The sequence below is a fragment of the Pseudomonas sp. MDT1-17 genome (assembly GCF_054898105.1).
Genome location: NZ_JBUBVM010000001.1, coordinates 1,929,971 through 1,948,696 on the forward strand (window position 1 = coordinate 1,929,971; position 18,726 = coordinate 1,948,696).

The 18,726-nt window shown below is 58.9% G+C and carries 20 protein-coding genes; 7 read left to right on the forward strand and 13 right to left on the reverse strand.

Translation table 11 applies throughout. The annotated features are described in order from the left end of the window. Window positions 1-33 precede the first annotated feature (33 nt). The 3 genes from ACYZTX_RS08805 (at window position 34) to pdxH (ending at window position 3,097) form a co-directional block, all read left to right on the forward strand. Window positions 34-1,179 (forward strand): serine hydrolase domain-containing protein, encoded by a 1,146-nt coding sequence (locus tag ACYZTX_RS08805; RefSeq protein WP_462033738.1) that lies wholly within the window; start codon window positions 34-36, stop codon window positions 1,177-1,179. 112 nt (window positions 1,180-1,291) lie between these two features. Further along, on the forward strand, window positions 1,292-2,425 hold the full coding sequence (locus tag ACYZTX_RS08810) for an OmpA family protein (RefSeq protein WP_462033739.1): 1,134 nt from the start codon (window positions 1,292-1,294) through the stop codon (window positions 2,423-2,425). A 24-nt stretch (window positions 2,426-2,449) separates the two neighbouring features. Then, a complete protein-coding gene (pdxH, locus tag ACYZTX_RS08815; RefSeq protein WP_462033740.1) occupies window positions 2,450-3,097 on the forward strand; it encodes a pyridoxamine 5'-phosphate oxidase in 648 nt (215 codons plus the stop codon). 5 nt (window positions 3,098-3,102) lie between these two features. Here pdxH and ACYZTX_RS08820 read toward each other — a convergent pair whose 3' ends face one another. After that, window positions 3,103-3,339, reverse strand: a complete 237-nt coding sequence (locus ACYZTX_RS08820; protein WP_462033741.1) for a hypothetical protein — start codon at window positions 3,337-3,339, stop codon at window positions 3,103-3,105. A 166-nt stretch (window positions 3,340-3,505) separates the two neighbouring features. Here ACYZTX_RS08820 and ACYZTX_RS08825 point away from each other — a divergent pair, with 166 nt between their 5' ends. Continuing rightward, complete coding sequence (locus ACYZTX_RS08825; protein WP_017336812.1) at window positions 3,506-3,970, forward strand: outer membrane lipoprotein; 465 nt, start codon at window positions 3,506-3,508, stop codon at window positions 3,968-3,970. 64 nt (window positions 3,971-4,034) lie between these two features. On the opposite strand, the gene ACYZTX_RS08830 is transcribed toward ACYZTX_RS08825, so the two are convergent. From ACYZTX_RS08830 to nhaA, 4 genes are all read right to left on the reverse strand, one after another. Continuing rightward, on the reverse strand, window positions 4,035-4,265 hold the full coding sequence (locus ACYZTX_RS08830) for a DUF7683 domain-containing protein (protein WP_462033742.1): 231 nt from the start codon (window positions 4,263-4,265) through the stop codon (window positions 4,035-4,037). A gap of 56 nt (window positions 4,266-4,321) precedes the next feature. After that, window positions 4,322-4,624, reverse strand: a complete 303-nt coding sequence (locus tag ACYZTX_RS08835) for a colicin E3-like toxin immunity protein (protein ID WP_462037010.1) — start codon at window positions 4,622-4,624, stop codon at window positions 4,322-4,324. Further along, window positions 4,584-5,810, reverse strand: coding sequence for a colicin E3/pyocin S6 family cytotoxin (locus tag ACYZTX_RS08840; protein ID WP_462033743.1), 1,227 nt, complete (start codon window positions 5,808-5,810; stop codon window positions 4,584-4,586). Before ACYZTX_RS08840 ends, ACYZTX_RS08835 begins: the two co-directional genes overlap by 41 nt. A 101-nt stretch (window positions 5,811-5,911) precedes the next feature. Continuing rightward, window positions 5,912-7,126: a Na+/H+ antiporter NhaA gene (gene nhaA / locus ACYZTX_RS08845; RefSeq protein ID WP_462033744.1), complete on the reverse strand. Its 1,215-nt coding sequence runs from the start codon at window positions 7,124-7,126 to the stop codon at window positions 5,912-5,914. A gap of 251 nt (window positions 7,127-7,377) precedes the next feature. Between nhaA and ACYZTX_RS08850 the strand changes: the two genes are divergently transcribed. Beyond that, on the forward strand, window positions 7,378-8,472 hold the full coding sequence (locus ACYZTX_RS08850; RefSeq protein ID WP_462033745.1) for a PLP-dependent cysteine synthase family protein: 1,095 nt from the start codon (window positions 7,378-7,380) through the stop codon (window positions 8,470-8,472). Between the two features lie 96 nt (window positions 8,473-8,568). Here the strand turns inward: ACYZTX_RS08850 and ACYZTX_RS08855 are convergent, their stop codons facing one another. The 3 genes from ACYZTX_RS08855 to ACYZTX_RS08865 all read right to left on the reverse strand — a co-directional run bounded on the left by ACYZTX_RS08855 (window position 8,569) and on the right by ACYZTX_RS08865 (window position 11,602). Continuing rightward, window positions 8,569-10,182 (reverse strand): NAD(P)/FAD-dependent oxidoreductase, encoded by a 1,614-nt coding sequence (locus tag ACYZTX_RS08855; protein ID WP_462033746.1) that lies wholly within the window; start codon window positions 10,180-10,182, stop codon window positions 8,569-8,571. A 95-nt stretch (window positions 10,183-10,277) separates the two neighbouring features. Continuing rightward, window positions 10,278-10,943 (reverse strand): COG3650 family protein, encoded by a 666-nt coding sequence (locus ACYZTX_RS08860; protein WP_462033747.1) that lies wholly within the window; start codon window positions 10,941-10,943, stop codon window positions 10,278-10,280. 59 nt (window positions 10,944-11,002) lie between these two features. After that, window positions 11,003-11,602: a short chain dehydrogenase gene (locus tag ACYZTX_RS08865; RefSeq protein WP_462033748.1), complete on the reverse strand. Its 600-nt coding sequence runs from the start codon at window positions 11,600-11,602 to the stop codon at window positions 11,003-11,005. 105 nt (window positions 11,603-11,707) lie between these two features. On the opposite strand from ACYZTX_RS08865, the gene ACYZTX_RS08870 reads away from it, so the two are divergent. After that, a complete protein-coding gene (locus ACYZTX_RS08870; RefSeq protein WP_462033749.1) occupies window positions 11,708-12,628 on the forward strand; it encodes a LysR family transcriptional regulator in 921 nt (306 codons plus the stop codon). Window positions 12,629-12,801: 173 nt separating this feature from the next. Here ACYZTX_RS08870 and ACYZTX_RS08875 read toward each other — a convergent pair whose 3' ends face one another. The 5 genes from ACYZTX_RS08875 to ACYZTX_RS08895 all read right to left on the reverse strand — a co-directional run bounded on the left by ACYZTX_RS08875 (window position 12,802) and on the right by ACYZTX_RS08895 (window position 17,804). Further along, a complete protein-coding gene (locus tag ACYZTX_RS08875; protein ID WP_462033750.1) occupies window positions 12,802-13,503 on the reverse strand; it encodes an ABC transporter ATP-binding protein in 702 nt (233 codons plus the stop codon). Beyond that, window positions 13,504-14,271 (reverse strand): high-affinity branched-chain amino acid ABC transporter ATP-binding protein LivG, encoded by a 768-nt coding sequence (gene livG, locus ACYZTX_RS08880; RefSeq protein WP_462033751.1) that lies wholly within the window; start codon window positions 14,269-14,271, stop codon window positions 13,504-13,506. After that, window positions 14,268-15,524 (reverse strand): high-affinity branched-chain amino acid ABC transporter permease LivM, encoded by a 1,257-nt coding sequence (locus ACYZTX_RS08885; RefSeq protein WP_462033752.1) that lies wholly within the window; start codon window positions 15,522-15,524, stop codon window positions 14,268-14,270. The genes livG and ACYZTX_RS08885 overlap by 4 nt, the downstream gene beginning before the upstream one ends. Beyond that, complete coding sequence (livH, locus tag ACYZTX_RS08890; protein ID WP_010462578.1) at window positions 15,521-16,444, reverse strand: high-affinity branched-chain amino acid ABC transporter permease LivH; 924 nt, start codon at window positions 16,442-16,444, stop codon at window positions 15,521-15,523. The genes ACYZTX_RS08885 and livH overlap by 4 nt, the downstream gene beginning before the upstream one ends. A 232-nt stretch (window positions 16,445-16,676) precedes the next feature. Further along, entirely contained in the window at window positions 16,677-17,804 is a 1,128-nt protein-coding gene (locus tag ACYZTX_RS08895; protein ID WP_462033753.1) for a branched-chain amino acid ABC transporter substrate-binding protein, read from the reverse strand. 337 nt (window positions 17,805-18,141) lie between these two features. Here ACYZTX_RS08895 and ACYZTX_RS08900 point away from each other — a divergent pair, with 337 nt between their 5' ends. Next, window positions 18,142-18,447, forward strand: a complete 306-nt coding sequence (locus ACYZTX_RS08900; RefSeq protein ID WP_462033754.1) for a DUF2288 domain-containing protein — start codon at window positions 18,142-18,144, stop codon at window positions 18,445-18,447. The last annotated feature ends 279 nt before the right edge of the window (window positions 18,448-18,726 follow it).

Genomic DNA, 18,726 nt, shown 5'->3' on the forward strand with positions numbered 1-18,726 from the left:
ACTTTTTAGAACGTTTATCCAGAGGAGTTGCGGGTGCAGATTCAGGGTTTTTACGAGCTGAAGTTCGAAGCGGTGCGTGAAGCTTTCGCGGCGCTGTTTGACGATCCTCAGGAACGTGGCGCAGCGCTGTGCATCCAGATCGGCGGTGAAACCGTGGTCGACCTTTGGGCCGGTAGCGCCGATAAGGATGGCGTTGAAGCCTGGCACAGCGACACCATCGCCAACCTGTTTTCCTGCACCAAGACCTTTACCGCGGTGACCGCCCTGCAACTGGTGGCCGAAGGCAAGCTGCAACTGGATGCCCCGGTTGCTCGCTACTGGCCGGAGTTCGCCGCGGCGGGCAAAGAGTCGGTAACCTTGCGTCAATTGCTCTGCCATCAGGCCGGTCTTCCGGCGGTGCGTGAGCTGTTGGCCCCGGAAGCCCTTTACGACTGGCAAACCATGGTTGACGCCTTGGCCGCCGAGGAGCCGTGGTGGACGCCGGGGGTCGGTCACGGTTACGCCGCGATCACCTACGGCTGGCTCGTCGGCGAGTTGCTGCGTCGTGCCGACGGTCGTGGTCCGGGTGAGTCCATCGTGGCGCGGGTCGCAAAGCCTTTGGGGCTGGATTTCCACGTCGGCCTGGCGGACGAAGAGTTCCATCGCGTGGCGCACATCGCCCGTGGCAAGGGCAATGTCGGCGACGCCGCCGCCCAGCGCTTGCTGCAAGTGACTATGCGCGAGCCGACGGCCATGACCACGAGGGCGTTCACTAATCCGCCGTCGATCATGACCAGCACCAACAAACCCGAGTGGCGACGCATGCAGCAGCCGGCCGCCAATGGCCACGGCAATGCCCGCAGCCTGGCCGGGTTCTATGCCGGTCTGCTCGATGGCAGCTTGCTGGAAAGCGAAATGCTCGACGAACTGACGCGCGAACACAGCCTCGGCGAGGACAAGACTTTACTGACCCGGACCCGTTTCGGCCTGGGTTGCATGCTCGATCAACCGGACGTCCCCAACGCCACCTACGGCCTCGGCCCTCGTGCGTTCGGCCATCCGGGTGCCGGCGGTTCAATCGGTTTTGCTGACCCGGAACACGATGTGGCCTTCGGCTTTGTGACAAATACCTTAGGGCCGTACGTCTTGATGGATCCGCGAGCGCAAAAGCTGGTGCGGGCACTGGCCACTTGTCTGTAAATCGCGCTCAGGGGTTCCAGGCCGGAACCCCAGGGCCTTTATGGTTTCAAAGCGTCTGTTTATCCGGGTCAACCCGGCCTGATACTTCAATACTTCATTTTGTGGATATCCAATGTCATCCAATAAAACGCTCGCTTTGGCCCTGTGCTTCGCTATTACCGGTTGTGCACAAACTCCACAAAATGACTCGGATGGCGGCAGCTGGTGGCCGTTCGGTTCCTCCGACAAAGTCGCCGCTAAAAACCCGGCTCCAGCTCCGGCTTCGGCCCCGGCACCCCTGAAGCCTGCCGCGACGGCACCGGTAGCCAAGACCGAAAGCTCCAGCCACTGGTACTGGCCGTTCGGCTCCGATGATGCCGCCGACAAGACCCCGGCCAAGCCAGAAGTAAAGCCAGAGGTAAAACCTGAAGCCAAACCTGCCGCTGTGGCCAAGACTGAGGCCGACGCAGGTGGCAAATGGTGGTGGCCGTTCGGCGGCAAAGAGCAAAGCACCGCCAAAGTCGTGCCGATGCCTGATCCAAAAGTCACCCAGGCCTGGCTCGATGACTACGAACCGCGCCTGCGCGAAGCGATCAAGGGCAGCAATCTGCAACTCGAGCGCCGTGAAAACGTCTTGGTGGTGACCGCGCCGGTAGATGGCTCGTTCAACCCTGACCGTCCGGCCATGCTGCTGCCGGTGACTCTCGGCCCGTTCACTCGCGTCGCGAAAATCCTTGAAGTTGATCCAAAGACCGCCGTGCTCGTTCTCGGCCACAGTGATACGTCGGGCGCTGCACCGGCCAACGTGAAACTGAGCCAGGAGCGTGCCCAGTCCGTGGCGGCGATTTTCCGCCTCAGCGGTCTGCAGCGTGATCGCCTGATGCTGCGCGGTATGGGTGGCGAAGCCCCACGTGCTGCCAACGACAGCAATGAAGGCCGTGCCTTGAACCGTCGCGTGGAACTGCTGGTGACCCCGCAAAACACCATGGTCGCGTTGCTGAGCAAGTACAACATGCCGGCCCCGGCGCCAGTGAAGATGGTTGCTGCCCCGGACATCAAGCCAGTGGTCAAGCCTGTTACTCCTGCACCGGCCGCCAAGAAAGCAGCTGTACCGGCCGTGAAAAAGGCCCCGGCCAAGAAAGCCGCCGCCAAGAAGACGCCTGCTAAAACCGCGACTCCGGCGAAAAAGACCGTTCCGGCCAAAGCCGCTGCCGACTCGAAAAAAACCACCGCCGCTGCTGCCGACGGCGACGCCACAAAGAAGTGATTCGTTAACCAAAAGGAATGCGCCATGACCCAGGGCCTGGCTGATATGCGTCGCGACTACACCCGTGATGGCCTGACCGAGGCGCAAGCCCCGGCCGAGCCATTCGGGCTGTTCCACCAGTGGTTTGCCGACGCGGTGAAAACCGAGCAACCGCCGGTGGAGGCTAATGCCATGACCCTGGCCACCGTCGATCAGGACGGTCGGCCGCATTGCCGTATTCTGCTGCTCAAGGGGCTGGACGAGCAGGGCTTCACCTTCTTCACCAACTACGACAGCGCCAAGGGCCAGCATCTGGCCGCGAACCCGTTCGCGGCCATGACCTTTTTCTGGCCGGCCCTCGAGCGCCAGGTGCGCATCGAAGGGCGAGTGGTGAAAGTCACGCCTGAAGAGTCCGACGCCTATTTTCAGGTCCGTCCACTGGGTAGCCGCCTCGGTGCCTGGGCTTCGCCTCAGAGCCGGGTGATCGCCGACCGTGGTGAGCTGGAAGCGCTGCTCAAGAACACCGAGCAACGTTTCAGCGACACGCAACCTCATTGCCCTGAGCACTGGGGCGGTTATCGTTTGTTACCGGAGCGCATCGAGTTCTGGCAGGGCCGTCCGAGCCGCCTGCACGATCGCCTCAACTACCGTTTGCAGGGCGCCAACTGGATTCTTGAACGTCTGGCACCCTAAGCAGTCTACCGATCGAGATAGCCTGCCGCAGCGGCTTCAAGCCATTGTGGCAGGTCTCGGCGCTTGATTTTCTGCGCTTGAGCGTTCGCCAGTTGCTGGAGCATGAAAGCTTTTTTCTGCTCGTCTTTACCCGCCAGCGCTAGCGCCAGATCGCGGTCCATCCAGCGTTTGATCCGCACGTATAACCACCCGTGGAAGTACAGACCGGCGACGGTGGTGACGACAATGATGACGTAATCCATGAAAATCCTTGGTTCAGTGCAGATTGCGGAATTTGCCGCTACTGTGTGTCAAGTTCGTGGTAGCGCCCTGTACCGGGCCTGAATCAAACCAATTTTATCCGGGCGGGGCCGTGACAGGCGTCAAGCTGCGGAGTTTAATGAACACCTGTCCTTTGGAGTTGATGCTATGCGTAAGTCTGTTCTGCTGGTTGCTTCCTTTTCCACGATGGCGATGTTGCTCACTGGCTGTCAGTCCAGCCTGACCGGTGACTCCTACTCCCGTGACGAAGCGCGTCGCGTGCAGACCGTTCGCATGGGCACCATCGAATCCCTGCGTCCGGTGAAAATCGAAGGCACCAAAACCCCAATCGGCGGCCTTGCCGGCGCGGCGGTTGGCGGTGTTGGCGGCAGCGCTATCGGTGGCGGTCGCGGCAGCATCGTTGCTGCCGTTATCGGTGCCGTCGCTGGCGGCCTGATCGGCTCGGCCACAGAAGAAGGCCTGACCCGCGCCCAGGGCGTGGAAATCACCGTTCGCGAAGACGACGGCAGCATGCGCGCCTATGTGCAACAGGTTCAGGAGAATGAAGTATTCCGTGTGGGCGAGCGGGTGCGGATTGCCACTGTTGATGGGACTAGCCGCGTTTCACATTAAGCGGGAACGGGTAAAAGAAAACCCCGATCAGGTGACTGGTCGGGGTTTTTTGTATCTGCTGCCTTCACACATTACACGTGAGTTGGAAGTAATGGTCTGGGTCGCGGATGGACTTTCCTATTAGCCGTTCGATCGCTGACAGTTGCAACTGGGACAGGTTATAGCCTTCCCAGCCTTGCTGATCTGTAGTCCAGCCCATGATGATTTTCAGTTGGTCATCCGCTCCGTCGGGTAAATCTTCCTCGAACGCGAGGAATTCGGTTTTGATATCGAAAGCTTCTACACGATAAATCAAAACTCGGTTTCTCCTGAGGCCATCCCGTTATAGGTAGGTCAAATACCTCGGCTGGATCACCAGCTCTCGCGGTAATCGAAAGATAGTTGGTAATCGTGGGTTGCCAAGTCAATTAGGTGGCGAAAGAGGGGTTGAATAATATCGATCCAATGGCTGCCAACATCAAAACCTCCATTATTAATATTGTTTTCGACGGGGATGCCGAGAGCATTCAGTATTGACTCATCGTCGCCTAAATCTTGGGAGGACTCTTCGCCCTGACAAAGTTCAGTTTGCTTGTCATACCATTCCAACCTTAGCTTCAGTCCCATCGTCGTCTCACAAGTATTTTTTGGGGATGTTGCGTTTAGATTGAGCATCGTCACGTCGCTCACCTGTAATGGGGTCAAATGCTCCCAAGTGGCTTCCATCACTAGCGCGATACTCTTCCAGCTCACCGTGCATAGAGTCCCACTCATAAATCCTCTTGCCCTTTGCATCGGTCCAACGTTCTCTGAGTCCCCCGCCTCCTATGACAGGGTTCATTTTCTTGGCTTTTTTTAGACCAGGAAATGCACTGATATCCTCAGTTTTTGGTGCTGGATGATACTTGTGACCGGCTGCTGGCAAGCCTTTACGAGGAGCGCTGACCACAACATATAGCGGCGACACTCCGGAGCCAACCGGAAACACAAGAATGAAATCCTTGTAATCAGGCGGATAAACCGGATTCACGATGATGCTGTCAGCCGCTTTCGTCGGCGGGTAAACCCAAATATGCGGTGCTTGCGGCGCAGCCTCCAGCGCTGGAATCCCGAGGATGTCGGAACCGTCCACAGCTGGCGTCCAGATCAGCTCAACACCATCCCCGAGATCCGCCACCTGTTGACTGCCGCGCAATGTGAACTGCACGACATCAACCATTTCCCAATCGCGGTTCTTGCCGGTGTAGAAACCGTATCCCTTGAGACTGCCGTCAGCTTGTTGCTCTACCTGTAGACGAACGCGGGTTCTGGCTTGTTTCAGGGCGAGCAATTGATCTTCGGTGTAGAGGGCGCTGTCGCCCAGGCTGGGCGTCCAGAACGCTGCTACCACCGCGGCCAATACGGTGGCTCCAGCAGCACCGACTGCTGCGGCCGGAACGGCGAGAGCCGGCGCGCTGAGTGCGAGGCGGCCGATGCCGAGCGAGACGGTGCTGCCACTGATCGTTTCCAGGTTCAGCAACCCGGCATCGTCTACCTCGCGAGCGCCGAGCCAGGCGACTTCTCCGTAATCCTTGAGGCTGTCGGTGGGCACCATTCCTGAAGAATTGGAATAGTCGATGATGGCGTCAGGCAGCTTGCAGGACTTGGCAAAGACACATCCCGCGCGAACGGCTTCATGCTTTTTCGCGACGACCTTACGACTCCGTTCGAAGGCATCTTGCCTCGCGAGCATGGCGTCGTAAGCGTTTTGTCGGGCATCGCGCTCGGCCAGTTCGGTGGCCGTCATGAAGCGGTGAGTGACGTGATGACCGTCGCCTGACGGTGGGTTTTTAACCCTGGGGATTTCCTTGTTGCCAGCCACTGATCTTCCTTGCGTTCGTACGTCGACAGCCCTCAAAAAAGGGGCTGCGCGACGTTAACGAACGTGGCTAATCGTGGCTGTAGGACGAATCCTGAATGTTGCTAAGAGTGTTCTCTATCGCTCAGGATTGCAGCGCGGGGCGCGGTGCGCTTGCGACTCGCTGCCGCCGTCACCGCATAGCCAATCAACGCCGCCAATATCGAACCGGTCAAGATCCCCATCCGGTCCATCCCAGCGTATTCACTGGTGCCGGGCACGAAGGCCAGGGATCCGACAAACAGGCTCATGGTGAAGCCGATGCCACAGAGGATCGCAACACCCAATATCTGGCCCCAATTAGCGCCTTGGGGCAGAGTGGCGATGCCGATTTTCACCGCCAGCCAGGTCAGGCCGAAGACACCGACGGCCTTGCCCAGCAGCAGGCCAACCGCGATGCCCATTGGCACGTGGTGGGTGAAGCTTTCCATGGTCACGCCGCTCAGTGACAAGCCGGCGTTGGCGAAGGCGAACAGCGGCAGGATGCCGTAGGCCACCCATGGATGCAGGGCGTGCTCGAGGGTCAGCAGTGGCGACGGTTCGGCGTTTTTCGTGCGCAACGGAATGCAGAAGGCCAGGGTCACACCGGCCAGTGTCGCGTGGACACCGCTCTTGAGGACACAGACCCAGAGGATCAGACCGATGATCATGTACGGTCCGAGCTTGACCACGCCGAGCCGGTTCATCGCGATCAGCGCCACAATGCACGCCGCGGCCAGCGCCAGTGACAGGGTCGATAGCGTCCCGGAATAGAAGATTGCGATGACGATGATGGCGCCGAGGTCGTCGATGATCGCCAGGGTCATCAGGAACAGCTTCAGCGAAACCGGCACGCGTTTACCGAGCAAGGCGAGTACGCCAAGGGCGAAGGCTATGTCCGTGGCCATCGGGATGGCCCAGCCACCCAGGGCTGCCGGGTTGTCGCGGTTGAAAAACCAGTAGAACAGCGCCGGAATCACCATGCCGCCAATCGCCGCGGCGCCGGGCAGGACGATTTGCGACGGTTTCGACAGTTGCCCGTCAAGGACTTCGCGCTTCACTTCCAGGCCGATCAGCAGGAAGAACATGGCCATCAGACCGTCGTTGATCCACAGCAACAAAGGCTTGGCGATTTTCAGCGCGCCGATCTGGGCGACCACGGGGGTGTCCAGCAGGCCGTTATACAGCCACGACAGCGGGGAGTTGTTGATGATCAACGCCAGGGCTGCGGCAGCGATCAATAACAGACCGCTGGCAGCTTCCAACTGAAAGAAACGCGTGAACGTGCTACGCAGAGGCAAGGTCGCTCTCCATCGATGAATTTAAAAGGTGGCACACCCTAACCCGTACCGTTAGTTGTTAAAACAAAAGTTATATTCTTTTTTGTTATATGCCGTTACAACGCTAACAGCCGGCAAGGACTTTGAGCCTAGCAGTTGCCGAACGTATTGGACCTCAGCTGTACCTGTGCGTGTTGTAGGTTTTTTCCTAAGCTTGAGTATTGAGCCTTGCGACAAGGCCGACTCTTGCCCGATTCGACGAGAAAACCACCATGAGCGACAACCGACAGTGGGCCCGCGAAGCCATCCGGATCATCGAAGCCGACTTCCAGCGCAGCGCCGACACCCACCTGATCCCCTTGCCGCTGCCGGGTTTTCCGGGCATCGAGTTGTATTTCAAAGATGAGTCCAGCCATCCCACCGGCAGCCTGAAGCATCGATTGGCGCGTTCGCTGTTTTTGTATGCGCTGTGTAACGGCTGGCTCAAACCCGGTGCGCCGGTGATTGAAGCGTCCAGTGGTTCGACGGCCATTTCCGAGGCGTACTTCGCACGTATGCTGGGTTTGCCGTTCATTGCGGTGATGCCGGCGAGTACCTCCAAGGAAAAGATCGCGCAGATCGCTTTCTACGGCGGCAAAAGCCATCTGGTCGACGATCCGACACAGATTTACGCTGAATCCGAACGCCTGGCTCGCGAACACGATGGGCATTTCATCGACCAGTTCACCTACGCCGAGCGCGCTACCGACTGGCGGGCGAACAACAACATCGCCGAGTCGATCTTCCAGCAAATGCGCTTCGAGCTGCACCCCGAGCCGAGCTGGCTGATTTCCAGCCCCGGCACTGGCGGCACCACCGCGACGCTGGGTCGTTACGTGCGTTATCGCCAGCATTGCACCCGCGTGCTGTGTGCCGACGCTGAGCGTTCAGTGTTCTTCGATTACTACCAGACCGGCGACGCCAGTCTGCGCCTGGATTGCGGTTCGCGGATTGAAGGCATTGGCCGGCCTCGGGTTGAAGCGTCGTTCCTGCCCAAAGTGATCGATGCGATGGTCAAAGTGCCGGACGCCCTGTCACTGGCGGCCATGCATTACATGGCGCAGCGTTTGGGCCGTCATGTTGGCGGGTCGAGCGGGACCAACCTGATCGGCGCCTTGATGGCGGCCCAGCAGATGGCGGCGGCGGGAGAGTCGGGGTCGATCGTGGCAATTCTGTGTGATGGCGGCGAACGCTATGCCACCACCTATTACGATCAGGATTGGCTAAAGGCTCAGGGGTATGAGTTGAGTGGTTTGATGGATACGGTGGCGGCGAGTGTCGAACGCGGTGAACCGCTTCCAGCCATCGTGCTGCGCGCCAACATCTGACAAAAGCAAAAAGATCGCAGCCTTCGGCAGCTCCTACATGGGACGGTGAACACCCTGTAGGAGCTGCCGAAGGCTGCGATATTTTGATGTTAAAGCTTAAGCCTCGAGGCCAAGGATGTCGCGGGCCACGGCTTCGGCAATCCGAATCCCATCGACACCCGCCGACAGAATCCCGCCCGCATAACCCGCGCCTTCACCCGCCGGGAACAAGCCTTTCACGTTCAAACTTTGCATCGACTCGTTACGGGTAATCCGCAGCGGCGAAGACGTACGCGTCTCGATCCCGGTCAACACGGCGTCGTGCAGCGAGTAACCGCGAATCTGCTTCTCGAACGCAGACAACGCTTCACGAATGGCGTCGATGGCGAACGGGGGCAAGGCCAACGCCAAATCACCCAAGGCAACGCCCGGTTTGTAGGACGGTTCTACGCTGCCCAACGCGGTGGACGGCTTGCCGGCAATAAAGTCGCCGACCAGTTGCGCCGGCGCTTCATAGTTGCTGCCGCCCAGCACAAAGGCGTGGGATTCCAGGCGTTCCTGCAACTCGATACCCGCCAGCGGGCCGCCCGGGTAATCGACTTCCGGGGTGATCCCGACGACGATCCCGGAGTTGGCGTTACGCTCGTTACGCGAGTACTGGCTCATGCCGTTGGTGACCACACGGCCCGGCTCGGACGTCGCCGCCACCACGGTGCCGCCCGGGCACATGCAGAAGCTGTAGACCGAACGTCCGTTGCTGGCGTGGTGCACCAGTTTGTAGTCGGCAGCCCCGAGTTTCGGGTGGCCGGCGTACTTGCCCAGACGCGCACGGTCGATCAGCGACTGCGGGTGTTCGATGCGGAAACCCACCGAAAACGGCTTGGCTTCCATGAAAACGCCACGGCCATGCAGCATGCGGAAGGTGTCCCGGGCGCTGTGGCCGAGGGCCAGAATCACGTGTTTCGAATGAATCTGCTCGCCGCCATTGAGCTCGACGCCGACCAGTTGGCCGTCCTCGATCAACACGTCGGTAACCCGCTGCTGGAAGCGCACTTCGCCACCCAACGCGCGAATCTGCTCGCGCATGTTCTCTACAACGCCGGTCAGACGGAACGTACCGATGTGCGGTTTGCTGACGTAGAGGATTTCTTCCGGCGCACCGGCCTTGACGAACTCATGCAGGACTTTGCGCCCGATGAACTTCGGATCCTTGATCTGGCTGTAGAGCTTGCCGTCGGAGAATGTCCCCGCGCCGCCTTCACCGAACTGCACGTTGGATTCCGGGTTAAGCACGCTTTTACGCCACAGGCCCCAGGTGTCCTTGGTGCGCTGACGCACTTCGGTGCCACGCTCGAGGATGATCGGCTTGAAGCCCATTTGCGCCAGCAGCAGCCCGGCGAAAATCCCGCACGGACCGAAACCCACGACGACAGGACGTTGCTCGAGATCAGCCGGCGCCTGGCCGACCACTTTGTAGCTGACATCCGGTGCCACGTTGACGTTACGGTCGCCGGCGAACGTGTGCAGCACCGCTGCCTCATCGCGAACGTTAAGGTCGATGGTGTAGATGAAGCACAGTTCGGAGGATTTTTTGCGCGCATCGTAGCTGCGCTTGAACAAGGTGAAATCGAGCAAGTCATCACTGGTGATGCCCAGGCGCTGCACGATGGCAGGGCGCAGGTCTTCATCGGGATGGTCGATCGGCAGCTTGAGTTCGGTGATTCGTAACATGACAGGATCCGGTTCGCGGGGCGCACAACTGCGCCAAGGCGTTTGAAGCCCGCGATTATAAGCCTCAAAGAATGATTCCCGTGAGGCTAAAACGATCAGTCGTTACGCGATCCGCCGAAATACCCGCAGCCACGCTGAACCTGGCCGTCGATGCGCAGTTCGGCGCTCATGTGCTGGACGCTGCCGGTGGTGTTGTCGACGCAACGTTGCGGTGCAACCCACAATTCAATGTGCTGGTTATTGACTTCAGTGCTGAGGTTGAAGCGGCCATCGCCCAATTGTTCTTCGACGTAGGGTACGGCCAACGATGGCTGACCGGCGCGGTCGATGACCATGCCTTTGCCGCTGACTTTCACGTTCCACTCAGGCCCATGGCCGGCGGCGCGCAGGATCAGCAGTTTGAAGTTGGGGTCGTTGCACGCGGTGCCCGAGCGCTCGACGCGGTACAGCTGCTCAAGATCGAGGCGGCTGTCGGCACCACTGGCAACAATCCGGCCGCGCACGTCGGCAAACAGCTTGCCCTTGGCATCGGCCAGGGTCGCGGCCTCTTGCAGGACGCTGGTGCCGCCGGAGTCGTTGACCACGTAACTACGTTGCTCATTGCACGGCTGGAACAACAGCTTGCCATCGGCCGCCGTCAACTGGCCCTGCAGGCGGGTCTGGCCCACGTGGGAGGCACTTTCACGCGGGCCTTCAAACAACTGGCAAGCGGCGAATAGCGGAAGCAGGGCAACAAGGACTAAGGAACGGGCAACACGCATCTTTGAGTCTCCAGACAAGTGTCGCCACGTTACTCAGCCTGACCGTTCATCACAAGGGCTTAGCCCACGTGAAAGGTCTGACCTGTTTGCAAGCCTTCTACGCTTTTGGCGTAGGCCAATGCCACATCGGTTGCCAGAACTGGCTTGTAGCCGCGGAAGTACGGCGCGTATTTGCCCATGGCTTCGACCAGCACGTTCGGGCTCACCGAATTGATGCGCAGACCACGAGGCAGTTCGATGGCGGCGGCGCGGACGAAGCTGTCCAGGGCGCCATTGACCAGCGCTGCCGAGGCGCCGCTGCGAATCGGGTCGTGGCTGAGGACGCCCGTGGTGAAGGTGAACGAGGCGCCGTCGTTGGCGTACTCGCGGCCGATCAGCAGCAGATTGACCTGGCCCATCAACTTGTCTTTCAGGCCCAGCGCGAAGCTGTCTTCGGTCATTTCGCTTAAGGGCGCGAAGGTCACGTTGCCGGCGGCGCAGACCAGAGCATCGAACTTGCCGGTCTGTTCGAACAGCTTGCGAATCGAGGCGCTGTCGCTGATATCCACATGGTAATCACCGCTGTTTCGGCCGATGCGGATGATCTCGTGACGCTCGGACAGCTCCTTGTCGACCGCCGAACCGATGGTGCCGCCTGCGCCTATCAAAAGAATTTTCATACTGCTGATCCCCGAGTGATTTGAATGAGGTCTCAGTCTAAAGTGGTTTTTTCCATTGATAAGCGCGCTAATAGGCAACCTTTGGTTTTCAAATGGAAACAATCCATGAGCGAAATGGATGATCTGGCGGCGTTCGCGATATTGATTGAAGCGGGGAGTTTTACGCTGGCGGCACAGCAATTGGGGTGCAGCAAGGGCCAGTTGTCCAAGCGCATCAGCCAGCTGGAATCGCGGTTTTCCGTCATCCTGTTGCAACGCACCACCCGCCGCTTGAGCCTGACCGCGGCGGGTGCGGCGTTGCTGCCTCAGGCTCAGGCGCTCGTAGTCCAAGTGGAAAGGGCGCGTCAGGCATTGACGCGGCTGAAGGACGACATGGTCGGGCCGGTGCGTATGACCGTTCCGGTATCGCTAGGGGAAACCTTCTTCGATGGCTTGTTGCTGGAGTTTTCTGGCAAATATCCCGAGGTGCAGATCGAGCTGGACCTGAGTAACAGCTACCGTGATTTGTCCCGCGACGGCTTTGACCTGGCGGTTCGCTCCGAGGTGGGCAATGACGAGCGCCTGGTCGCCCGACCGCTGCTGGCCTGGCATGAGATGACCTGCGCCAGCCCGGCCTATCTCGAACAATACGGCGAACCGATGACGCCCCAGGCGCTGGCTGAACATCGCTGCTTGCTGAACAGTCATTACAGCGGCCGTGAAGAATGGCTCTATCACCAGCAGCACGAATTGTTGCGTGTGCGGGTTTCCGGACCGTTCGCCAGCAACCATTACAGCTTGCTGAAGAAAGCGGCACTGGCCGGAGCCGGCATCGCCCGTCTGCCCTCTTATTTACTGCAAGCGGAATTGGCTGACGGGCGTTTGCGCTGGCTCCTGCGCGATTATCAGACGCGTCGCATGCCGATGTACCTGGTGCATCCCTATCAGGGTGGATTGCCGAAACGTACGCAAGTGCTGGCTGATTATCTGATTGGCTGGTTCAAGCGCAGTGGCGAGGCACTGGATCGACTCCAGCACACCACATAGATCCCTGTGGGAGCGAGCCTGCTCGCGAAAGCGGTAGGGCAGACAACATTTCTGTTGAATGTGAAATTGCATTCGCGAGCAGGCTCGCTCCCACGTCGGATTTTCGTTGTTTTGGGGTTTGAGTCAGGCATAAAAAAACGGCCCGAAGGCCGTTTTTTGTTTACCGCAAAGACTCAACCACCCAAGTACGCTTCACGCACTTTCGGATCAGTCAGCAGCGCTTCCCCAGTGCCTTGCATCACCACCCGGCCGTTCTCCAGAACGTACGCACGGTCAGCAATTTTCAGCGCCTGGTTGGCGTTCTGCTCCACCAAAAACACCGTCACGCCATCCTTGCGCAGCTGTTCGATGATGTCGAAGATCTGCTGGATGATGATCGGTGCCAGGCCCAACGAAGGTTCGTCGAGCAGCAGCAACTTGGGTTTGCTCATCAGCGCACGGCCGATGGCGAGCATTTGCTGTTCGCCACCGGACATGGTGCCGCCGCGCTGGGCGAAGCGTTCTTTCAGGCGTGGGAAAAGTCCGAGGACTTTGTCCATCTGCTCCTGATAATCACCCTTGTCGGTGAAGAATCCGCCCATCGCGAGGTTTTCTTCCACGGTCAGACGGGAAAACACCCGACGGCCTTCCGGAACCACGGCGATGCTCTTGCGCATGATCTGCGCCGAGGACTGCCCCACGAGCTCTTCACCCATGTAGCGGATGCTGCCGCTGTGGGCCTGCGGCGAGCCGCAGAGGGTCATCAGTAGAGTGGATTTGCCTGCGCCGTTGGCGCCGATCAGGGTGACGATTTCGCCCTGACGGATTTCCACGTTGACGCTGTGCAGGGCCTGGATCTTGCCGTAGAAAGTGGAAACGTTTTCGAATTGCAGCATTTACGCTTCCCCCAGGTAGGCTTTGATCACTTCAGGATTATCGCGGATCTGTTCCGGCGTGCCGTCGGCCAGAGGCGTGCCTTGGTTGATCACGACGATGTGGTCGGAAATGCTCATGACCAGTTTCATGTCGTGTTCGATCAGCAGCACGGTGACGTTGTGCTCTTCACGCAGCATGCTGATCAGCGCTTTGAGGTCTTCGGTTTCCTTCGGGTTCAGGCCGGCGGCCGGTTCGTCGAGCATGAGGATCCGCGGACGGGTCATCATGCAGCGAGCGATTTCCAGACGACGTTGCTGACCGTAGGCCAGGGTGCCGGCCGGACGATTGGCGAACGCCTTGAGGTTGACCTTTTCCAGCCAGTACTCGGCGAACTCCATGGCCTCGCGCTCGCTGCGGCGGAACGCCGGGGTCTTGAACAGGCCAGCCAGGAAGTTGGTGTTCAGGTGACGGTGCTGGGCGATCAAGAGGTTCTCGACCGCGGTCATGTCCTTGAACAGCCGCACGTTCTGGAACGTGCGCACCACGCCTTTGAGGGCGATCTTGTGGCCGGGCAGGCCTTCGATTGGCTCGCCGTCCAGCAGGATGCTGCCGCCGCTCGGTCTATAGAAACCGGTCAGGCAGTTGAACACCGTGGTTTTGCCGGCGCCGTTAGGGCCGATCAACGCAACCACCTGTTTTTCTTTCACGCTCAGGGCTACGCCGTTGACCGCCAGCAAGCCGCCGAAGCGCATGCTCAGATTTTCGACTTTAAGGATCTCGCGGCTCATTTGCGCAGCTCCATGTGAGGACGTTGCATGGGCAGCAGGCCTTGAGGACGCCAGATCATCATCAGCACCATCAAGGCGCCGAACATCAACATGCGGTACTCACTGAACTCACGCATCATTTCCGGCAGCAGGATCATCACCACGGCAGCGAGGATTACGCCCAGCTGCGAGCCCATGCCACCCAATACGACGATGGCGAGAATGATCGCCGACTCGATGAAGGTGAACGACTCCGGTGTTACCAGGCCCTGACGGGCAGCGAAGAAGCTGCCGGCGAAACCTGCGAAGGCGGCGCCCAGGGTGAAGGCGGAAAGCTTGATGACCGTAGGATTCAGACCCAGCGCACGGCAGGCGATTTCGTCTTCACGCAACGCTTCCCACGCACGGCCGATCGGCATGCGCAGCAAACGGTTGATCACGAACAGCGCAGCCAGGGCCAGCAACAGTGCAACCAGGTACAGGAAAATCACCTTGTTGATCGAGTTATAGGCCAGGCCGAAGTACTCGTGGAACGTCTGCATGCCTTCGGCCGCTTTGCGCTCGAAGGTGAGACCGAAGAACGTCGGCTTCTCGATATTGCTGATGCCGTTCGGGCCGCCAGTGATATCGGTGAGGTTACGCAGGAACAGACGAATGATTTCACCGAAGCCCAGGGTCACGATGGCCAGGTAGTCGCCGCGCAGACGCAGTACCGGGAAACCGAGCAGGAAGCCGAAAGTGGCCGCCATGAGGCCGGCGATCGGCAGACAGATCCAGAAGCCCAGACCCAGATAGTGCGACAGCAATGCATAGCTGTACGCCCCGACGGCATAGAAGCCGACGTAACCCAGGTCGAGCAGGCCGGCCAGGCCGACCACGATGTTCAGGCCGAGGCCGAGCATCACGTAGATCAGCACCAGCGTGGCGATATCCACCGCACCGCGAGAGCCGAAGAACGGCCAGACCAGAGCACCGACGATCAACGCAATGATGATCCAGCGCTGGGTGGTCGGCAGGGTCAGGAAGTTGCTGGTCTTGGCCGGGATCAACGGCATGTTGGGCGAGGAACGCCAGGCCGAACTGATCTGCTGGTCAAACAGCACCCGCAGGAACATCAGCACCGAGCACACCGCGATAGTGATCAGTGTGGCGCTGCTGGTGCCGTGCACTTCGAGGTGGATGCCGACGATGGTCAGTTTCAGACCCAATACCGGGTAGGCCACGGCCCACACCAGCAAAGCACTGAACAGTGCCTGTTTAAGATTCCTAGTCATACTTTTTCAACCTCCGGACGGCCCAGGATGCCGGTCGGCCGGAACAACAGAACCAGAACCAACAAGCCGAAAGCCACGACGTCCTTGTACTGGTCGCCGAAGATATCGGCACCAAAGGCTTCCGCCACCCCTAATACCAGCCCGCCGAGCATGGCTCCCGGGATGCTGCCGATACCGCCCAGTACCGCTGCGGTGAACGCCTTGAGTCCAACGAGGAACCCGGCGTTCGGGTTGATCACACCGTATTGCATGCTCAACAAGACGGCCGCGATGGCCGCCAATGCGGCCCCGATGACGAAGGTCAGGGCGATGATGTTGTTGGTATTGATGCCCAGCAAGTTGGCCATCTTGATGTCTTCGGCACAGGCGCGGCAGGCACGTCCGAGACGAGAGCGGGAGATGAACATTGTCAAGCCGAGCATGGCGACGAAGGTCACCACGAATACCACGATTTGCATGTAGGAAATCAGCACTTCATGTGCGCCACCTGGCCCGAAGGTGAAGCTGCCGGGGATCAGGTTGGCAATGGATTTGTCCTTGGAGTCTTGCGCCAGCAGAACCGTGTTCTGCAGGAAGATCGACATGCCGATGGCGGAAATCAGCGGGATCAGACGGTTGCTGCCGCGCAAGGGGCGGTAGGCGACGCGTTCGATGCTGTAACCGTAGGCACTGGTCACGACGATGGTCGCGATGAAAGCAGCGGTAATCAACAGCGGAACGCTGTCGAGTCCCAGCATGGCCAGCCCGGCGATGGCGATGAACGCCACGTAGGAGCCGATCATGTACACCTCGCCGTGGGCGAAGTTGATCATTCCAATGATGCCGTAAACCATCGTATAGCCGATGGCGATCAGGGCATACGTGCTGCCAATGGTCAGGCCATTAACCAGCTGTTGGAGGAAGTGATAGATGTCAGGCATTACAGCGCTCCTAAAAACCTGATACGCATTTCACTGGTGGAGTCATTTTCCCGCTCGAGCCCCGTGGATCTGCATCCACTTCGAACGCGAGGTTTGCCAGCGAACCGCTGATGACGGTTTTGAGATTTTCAGGTGGGGAGGCTGGCGGATCACGCCAGCACGGCCCAATACATTTGTAAAACAAAGCCCACGGCACGCCGTGGGCTTTATTGGCAGTCAGTCAGGCAAGGCCTTACTGAGGCTTGGCTTCAGTTTTCGGTTTGCCGAAGTGCCACTCGTAAACCACAAATTTGAAGTCTTTCAGGTCGCCCTTGGCGTCGAAGCTCAGGTCGCCAGTCGGGGTTTTGAACGTGCCGGCGTGGATAGCTTCAGCCACTTTGGCAGCGTCTTCGCTCTTGGCAGCCTTGATACCGTCTGCGATCACGGTCACCGCCGAGTAGGCCGGGAACACGAACGGACCGCTCGGGTCTTCTTTCTTGGCTTTGAAGGCGTCAGCCAGGGCAATGTTGGCTGGATCCTGGTCGAAGGATTTCGGCAGGGTCACCAGCAGACCTTCGGAGGCCTTCTGAGCGATCTGCGAAATCGAGTCGTTACCCACGCCTTCCGGACCCATGAACTTGGCTTTCAGGCCTTTCTCATCCGCCTGGCGCAGGATCAGACCCAGCTCAGGGTGGTAGCCGCCGTAGTAGACGAAGTCGACGTTGGCTTGTTTGAGTTTCTGGATGATCGAAGAGAAATCCTTGTCGCCGGCGTTGATGCCTTCGAACACGGCAACCTTGACGCCTTTGCCTTCCAGTGTGGTTTTAACGGCGGTGGCGATGCCTTCACCGTATTGCTGTTTGTCGTGCAGGACAGCAACGATTTTCGGTTTTACGTGATCGGCGATGTAGTTACCGGCGGCAGGGCCTTGGGCGCTGTCCAGACCGATGGTGCGGAACACCATTTTGTAACCACGGGCGGTGATGTCCGGGCTAGTGGCAGCCGGGGTGATCATGATCACGCCTTCGTCTTCGTAAATGTCCGAAGCCGGTTGGGTGGAGCTGGAGCACAGGTGACCAACCACGAACTTGACGCCGTCGTTGACGACTTTGTTCGCGACCGCTACCGCTTGTTTTGGATCACAGGCGTCATCGTATTCAACGGCTTCGAGTTTCTTGCCGTCTACGCCGCCTTTGGCGTTGATCTGTTCGATGGCCATTTTGGCGCCACTGAACTGCATGTCGCCGTATTGGGCTACAGGACCGGTTTTAGGGCCGGCGATGCCGATCTTGATGGTGTCAGCTGCGAACGAATGGCTGGCAACCCCGGCCAGAACCATAGCGGCAAACAGTTTGGAAATCTGCTTAGTAGCCTTAGTCATAGTGCTCCACTCTTACTGTTGTAGTTTTTATAGTCCTGGCGCCGTAGCAGCAGAACCGGGTCAGATATCTTCGATATCCTCCGGTAAATGCCCCCGGCAACTGTACCGGTACAGTGTAGAGCGCCAATTGTTAGCCTGGGAAGCTGGCGTCAGGGGGCAAAACCAGAGGGTGTCGCTTTATTGAAAGAAAAAGACAGAATCGCGGCGGGGTTCAGGCTGAATGAACAGCAATCCTTGGCTTTCCTGCACTTTTCGATCGATCACTCAATTGCATCCGGGTTTTTCTGCCAGACCACCGACGTTATGATTGCGTCAGTTTATTTTCCGGACAGGACCCATGACTCAAGAACCTAGCACCCTCTATGCCAAGCTGCTTGGTGAAACCGCATCTATTACCTGGAAAGAGCTGGAGCCGTTTTTCGCCAAGGGTGCCCTATTGTGGGTCGACCCCGGTCTGGATTTGATCGCCGCAGCGGAGGCAGTGGCGACTGATGAAGGCGAGAAAGTGGCTGCCTGGCTGGCCGCGGACAAAGTCGCCAAGCTGTCTGAAACGCGGGCGCTGGATCTTTTCGAACGCGATCCGCAGCTGTGGGCAGTGGTCGTTTCACCATGGATTCTGATCCAGGAAAGGCCGACGAACTGACGGCTTGCACTTTATTGGTGCGTGGCTTCATCGGATAAAAGTGTGTAGCCGAGTAGCGTGATGGCATGTTGCCGTAGAGAAAGGCTACAGAAGGGTCTTGGCGAGGGTGACGTAAACGTAACGGGAACAGTTTTATGAGCAGCCTGATGCCTGCTTAATTGTTTCTGAATGTTGAGAAACAGAGCAGAAGAATCAAAGATCGCAGCCTTCGGCAGCTCCTACATGGACAGTGTCGCGACACGGGTGCCATGTGAACCGCAGCCCGTAGGAGCTGCCGAA

Coding starts and splice junctions, on each gene's coding strand:
- ACYZTX_RS08855 (WP_462033746.1), bottom strand. CDS start 10,182: ATGTTACGAATCACCGAACTCAAGCTGCCGATCGACCATCCCGATGAA.
- ACYZTX_RS08825 (WP_017336812.1), top strand. CDS start 3,506: ATGCGTAAGTCTGTTCTGCTGGTTGCTTCCTTTTCCACGATGGCGATG.
- livH (WP_010462578.1), bottom strand. CDS start 16,444: ATGCCTGACATCTATCACTTCCTCCAACAGCTGGTTAATGGCCTGACC.
- ACYZTX_RS08810 (WP_462033739.1), top strand. CDS start 1,292: ATGTCATCCAATAAAACGCTCGCTTTGGCCCTGTGCTTCGCTATTACC.
- ACYZTX_RS08835 (WP_462037010.1), bottom strand. CDS start 4,624: ATGCTCAATCTAAACGCAACATCCCCAAAAAATACTTGTGAGACGACG.
- pdxH (WP_462033740.1), top strand. CDS start 2,450: ATGACCCAGGGCCTGGCTGATATGCGTCGCGACTACACCCGTGATGGC.
- ACYZTX_RS08820 (WP_462033741.1), bottom strand. CDS start 3,339: ATGGATTACGTCATCATTGTCGTCACCACCGTCGCCGGTCTGTACTTC.
- ACYZTX_RS08875 (WP_462033750.1), bottom strand. CDS start 13,503: ATGCTGCAATTCGAAAACGTTTCCACTTTCTACGGCAAGATCCAGGCC.
- ACYZTX_RS08885 (WP_462033752.1), bottom strand. CDS start 15,524: ATGACTAGGAATCTTAAACAGGCACTGTTCAGTGCTTTGCTGGTGTGG.
- livG (WP_462033751.1), bottom strand. CDS start 14,271: ATGAGCCGCGAGATCCTTAAAGTCGAAAATCTGAGCATGCGCTTCGGC.
- ACYZTX_RS08850 (WP_462033745.1), top strand. CDS start 7,378: ATGAGCGACAACCGACAGTGGGCCCGCGAAGCCATCCGGATCATCGAA.
- ACYZTX_RS08860 (WP_462033747.1), bottom strand. CDS start 10,943: ATGCGTGTTGCCCGTTCCTTAGTCCTTGTTGCCCTGCTTCCGCTATTC.
- ACYZTX_RS08895 (WP_462033753.1), bottom strand. CDS start 17,804: ATGACTAAGGCTACTAAGCAGATTTCCAAACTGTTTGCCGCTATGGTT.
- ACYZTX_RS08900 (WP_462033754.1), top strand. CDS start 18,142: ATGACTCAAGAACCTAGCACCCTCTATGCCAAGCTGCTTGGTGAAACC.
- ACYZTX_RS08865 (WP_462033748.1), bottom strand. CDS start 11,602: ATGAAAATTCTTTTGATAGGCGCAGGCGGCACCATCGGTTCGGCGGTC.
- ACYZTX_RS08870 (WP_462033749.1), top strand. CDS start 11,708: ATGAGCGAAATGGATGATCTGGCGGCGTTCGCGATATTGATTGAAGCG.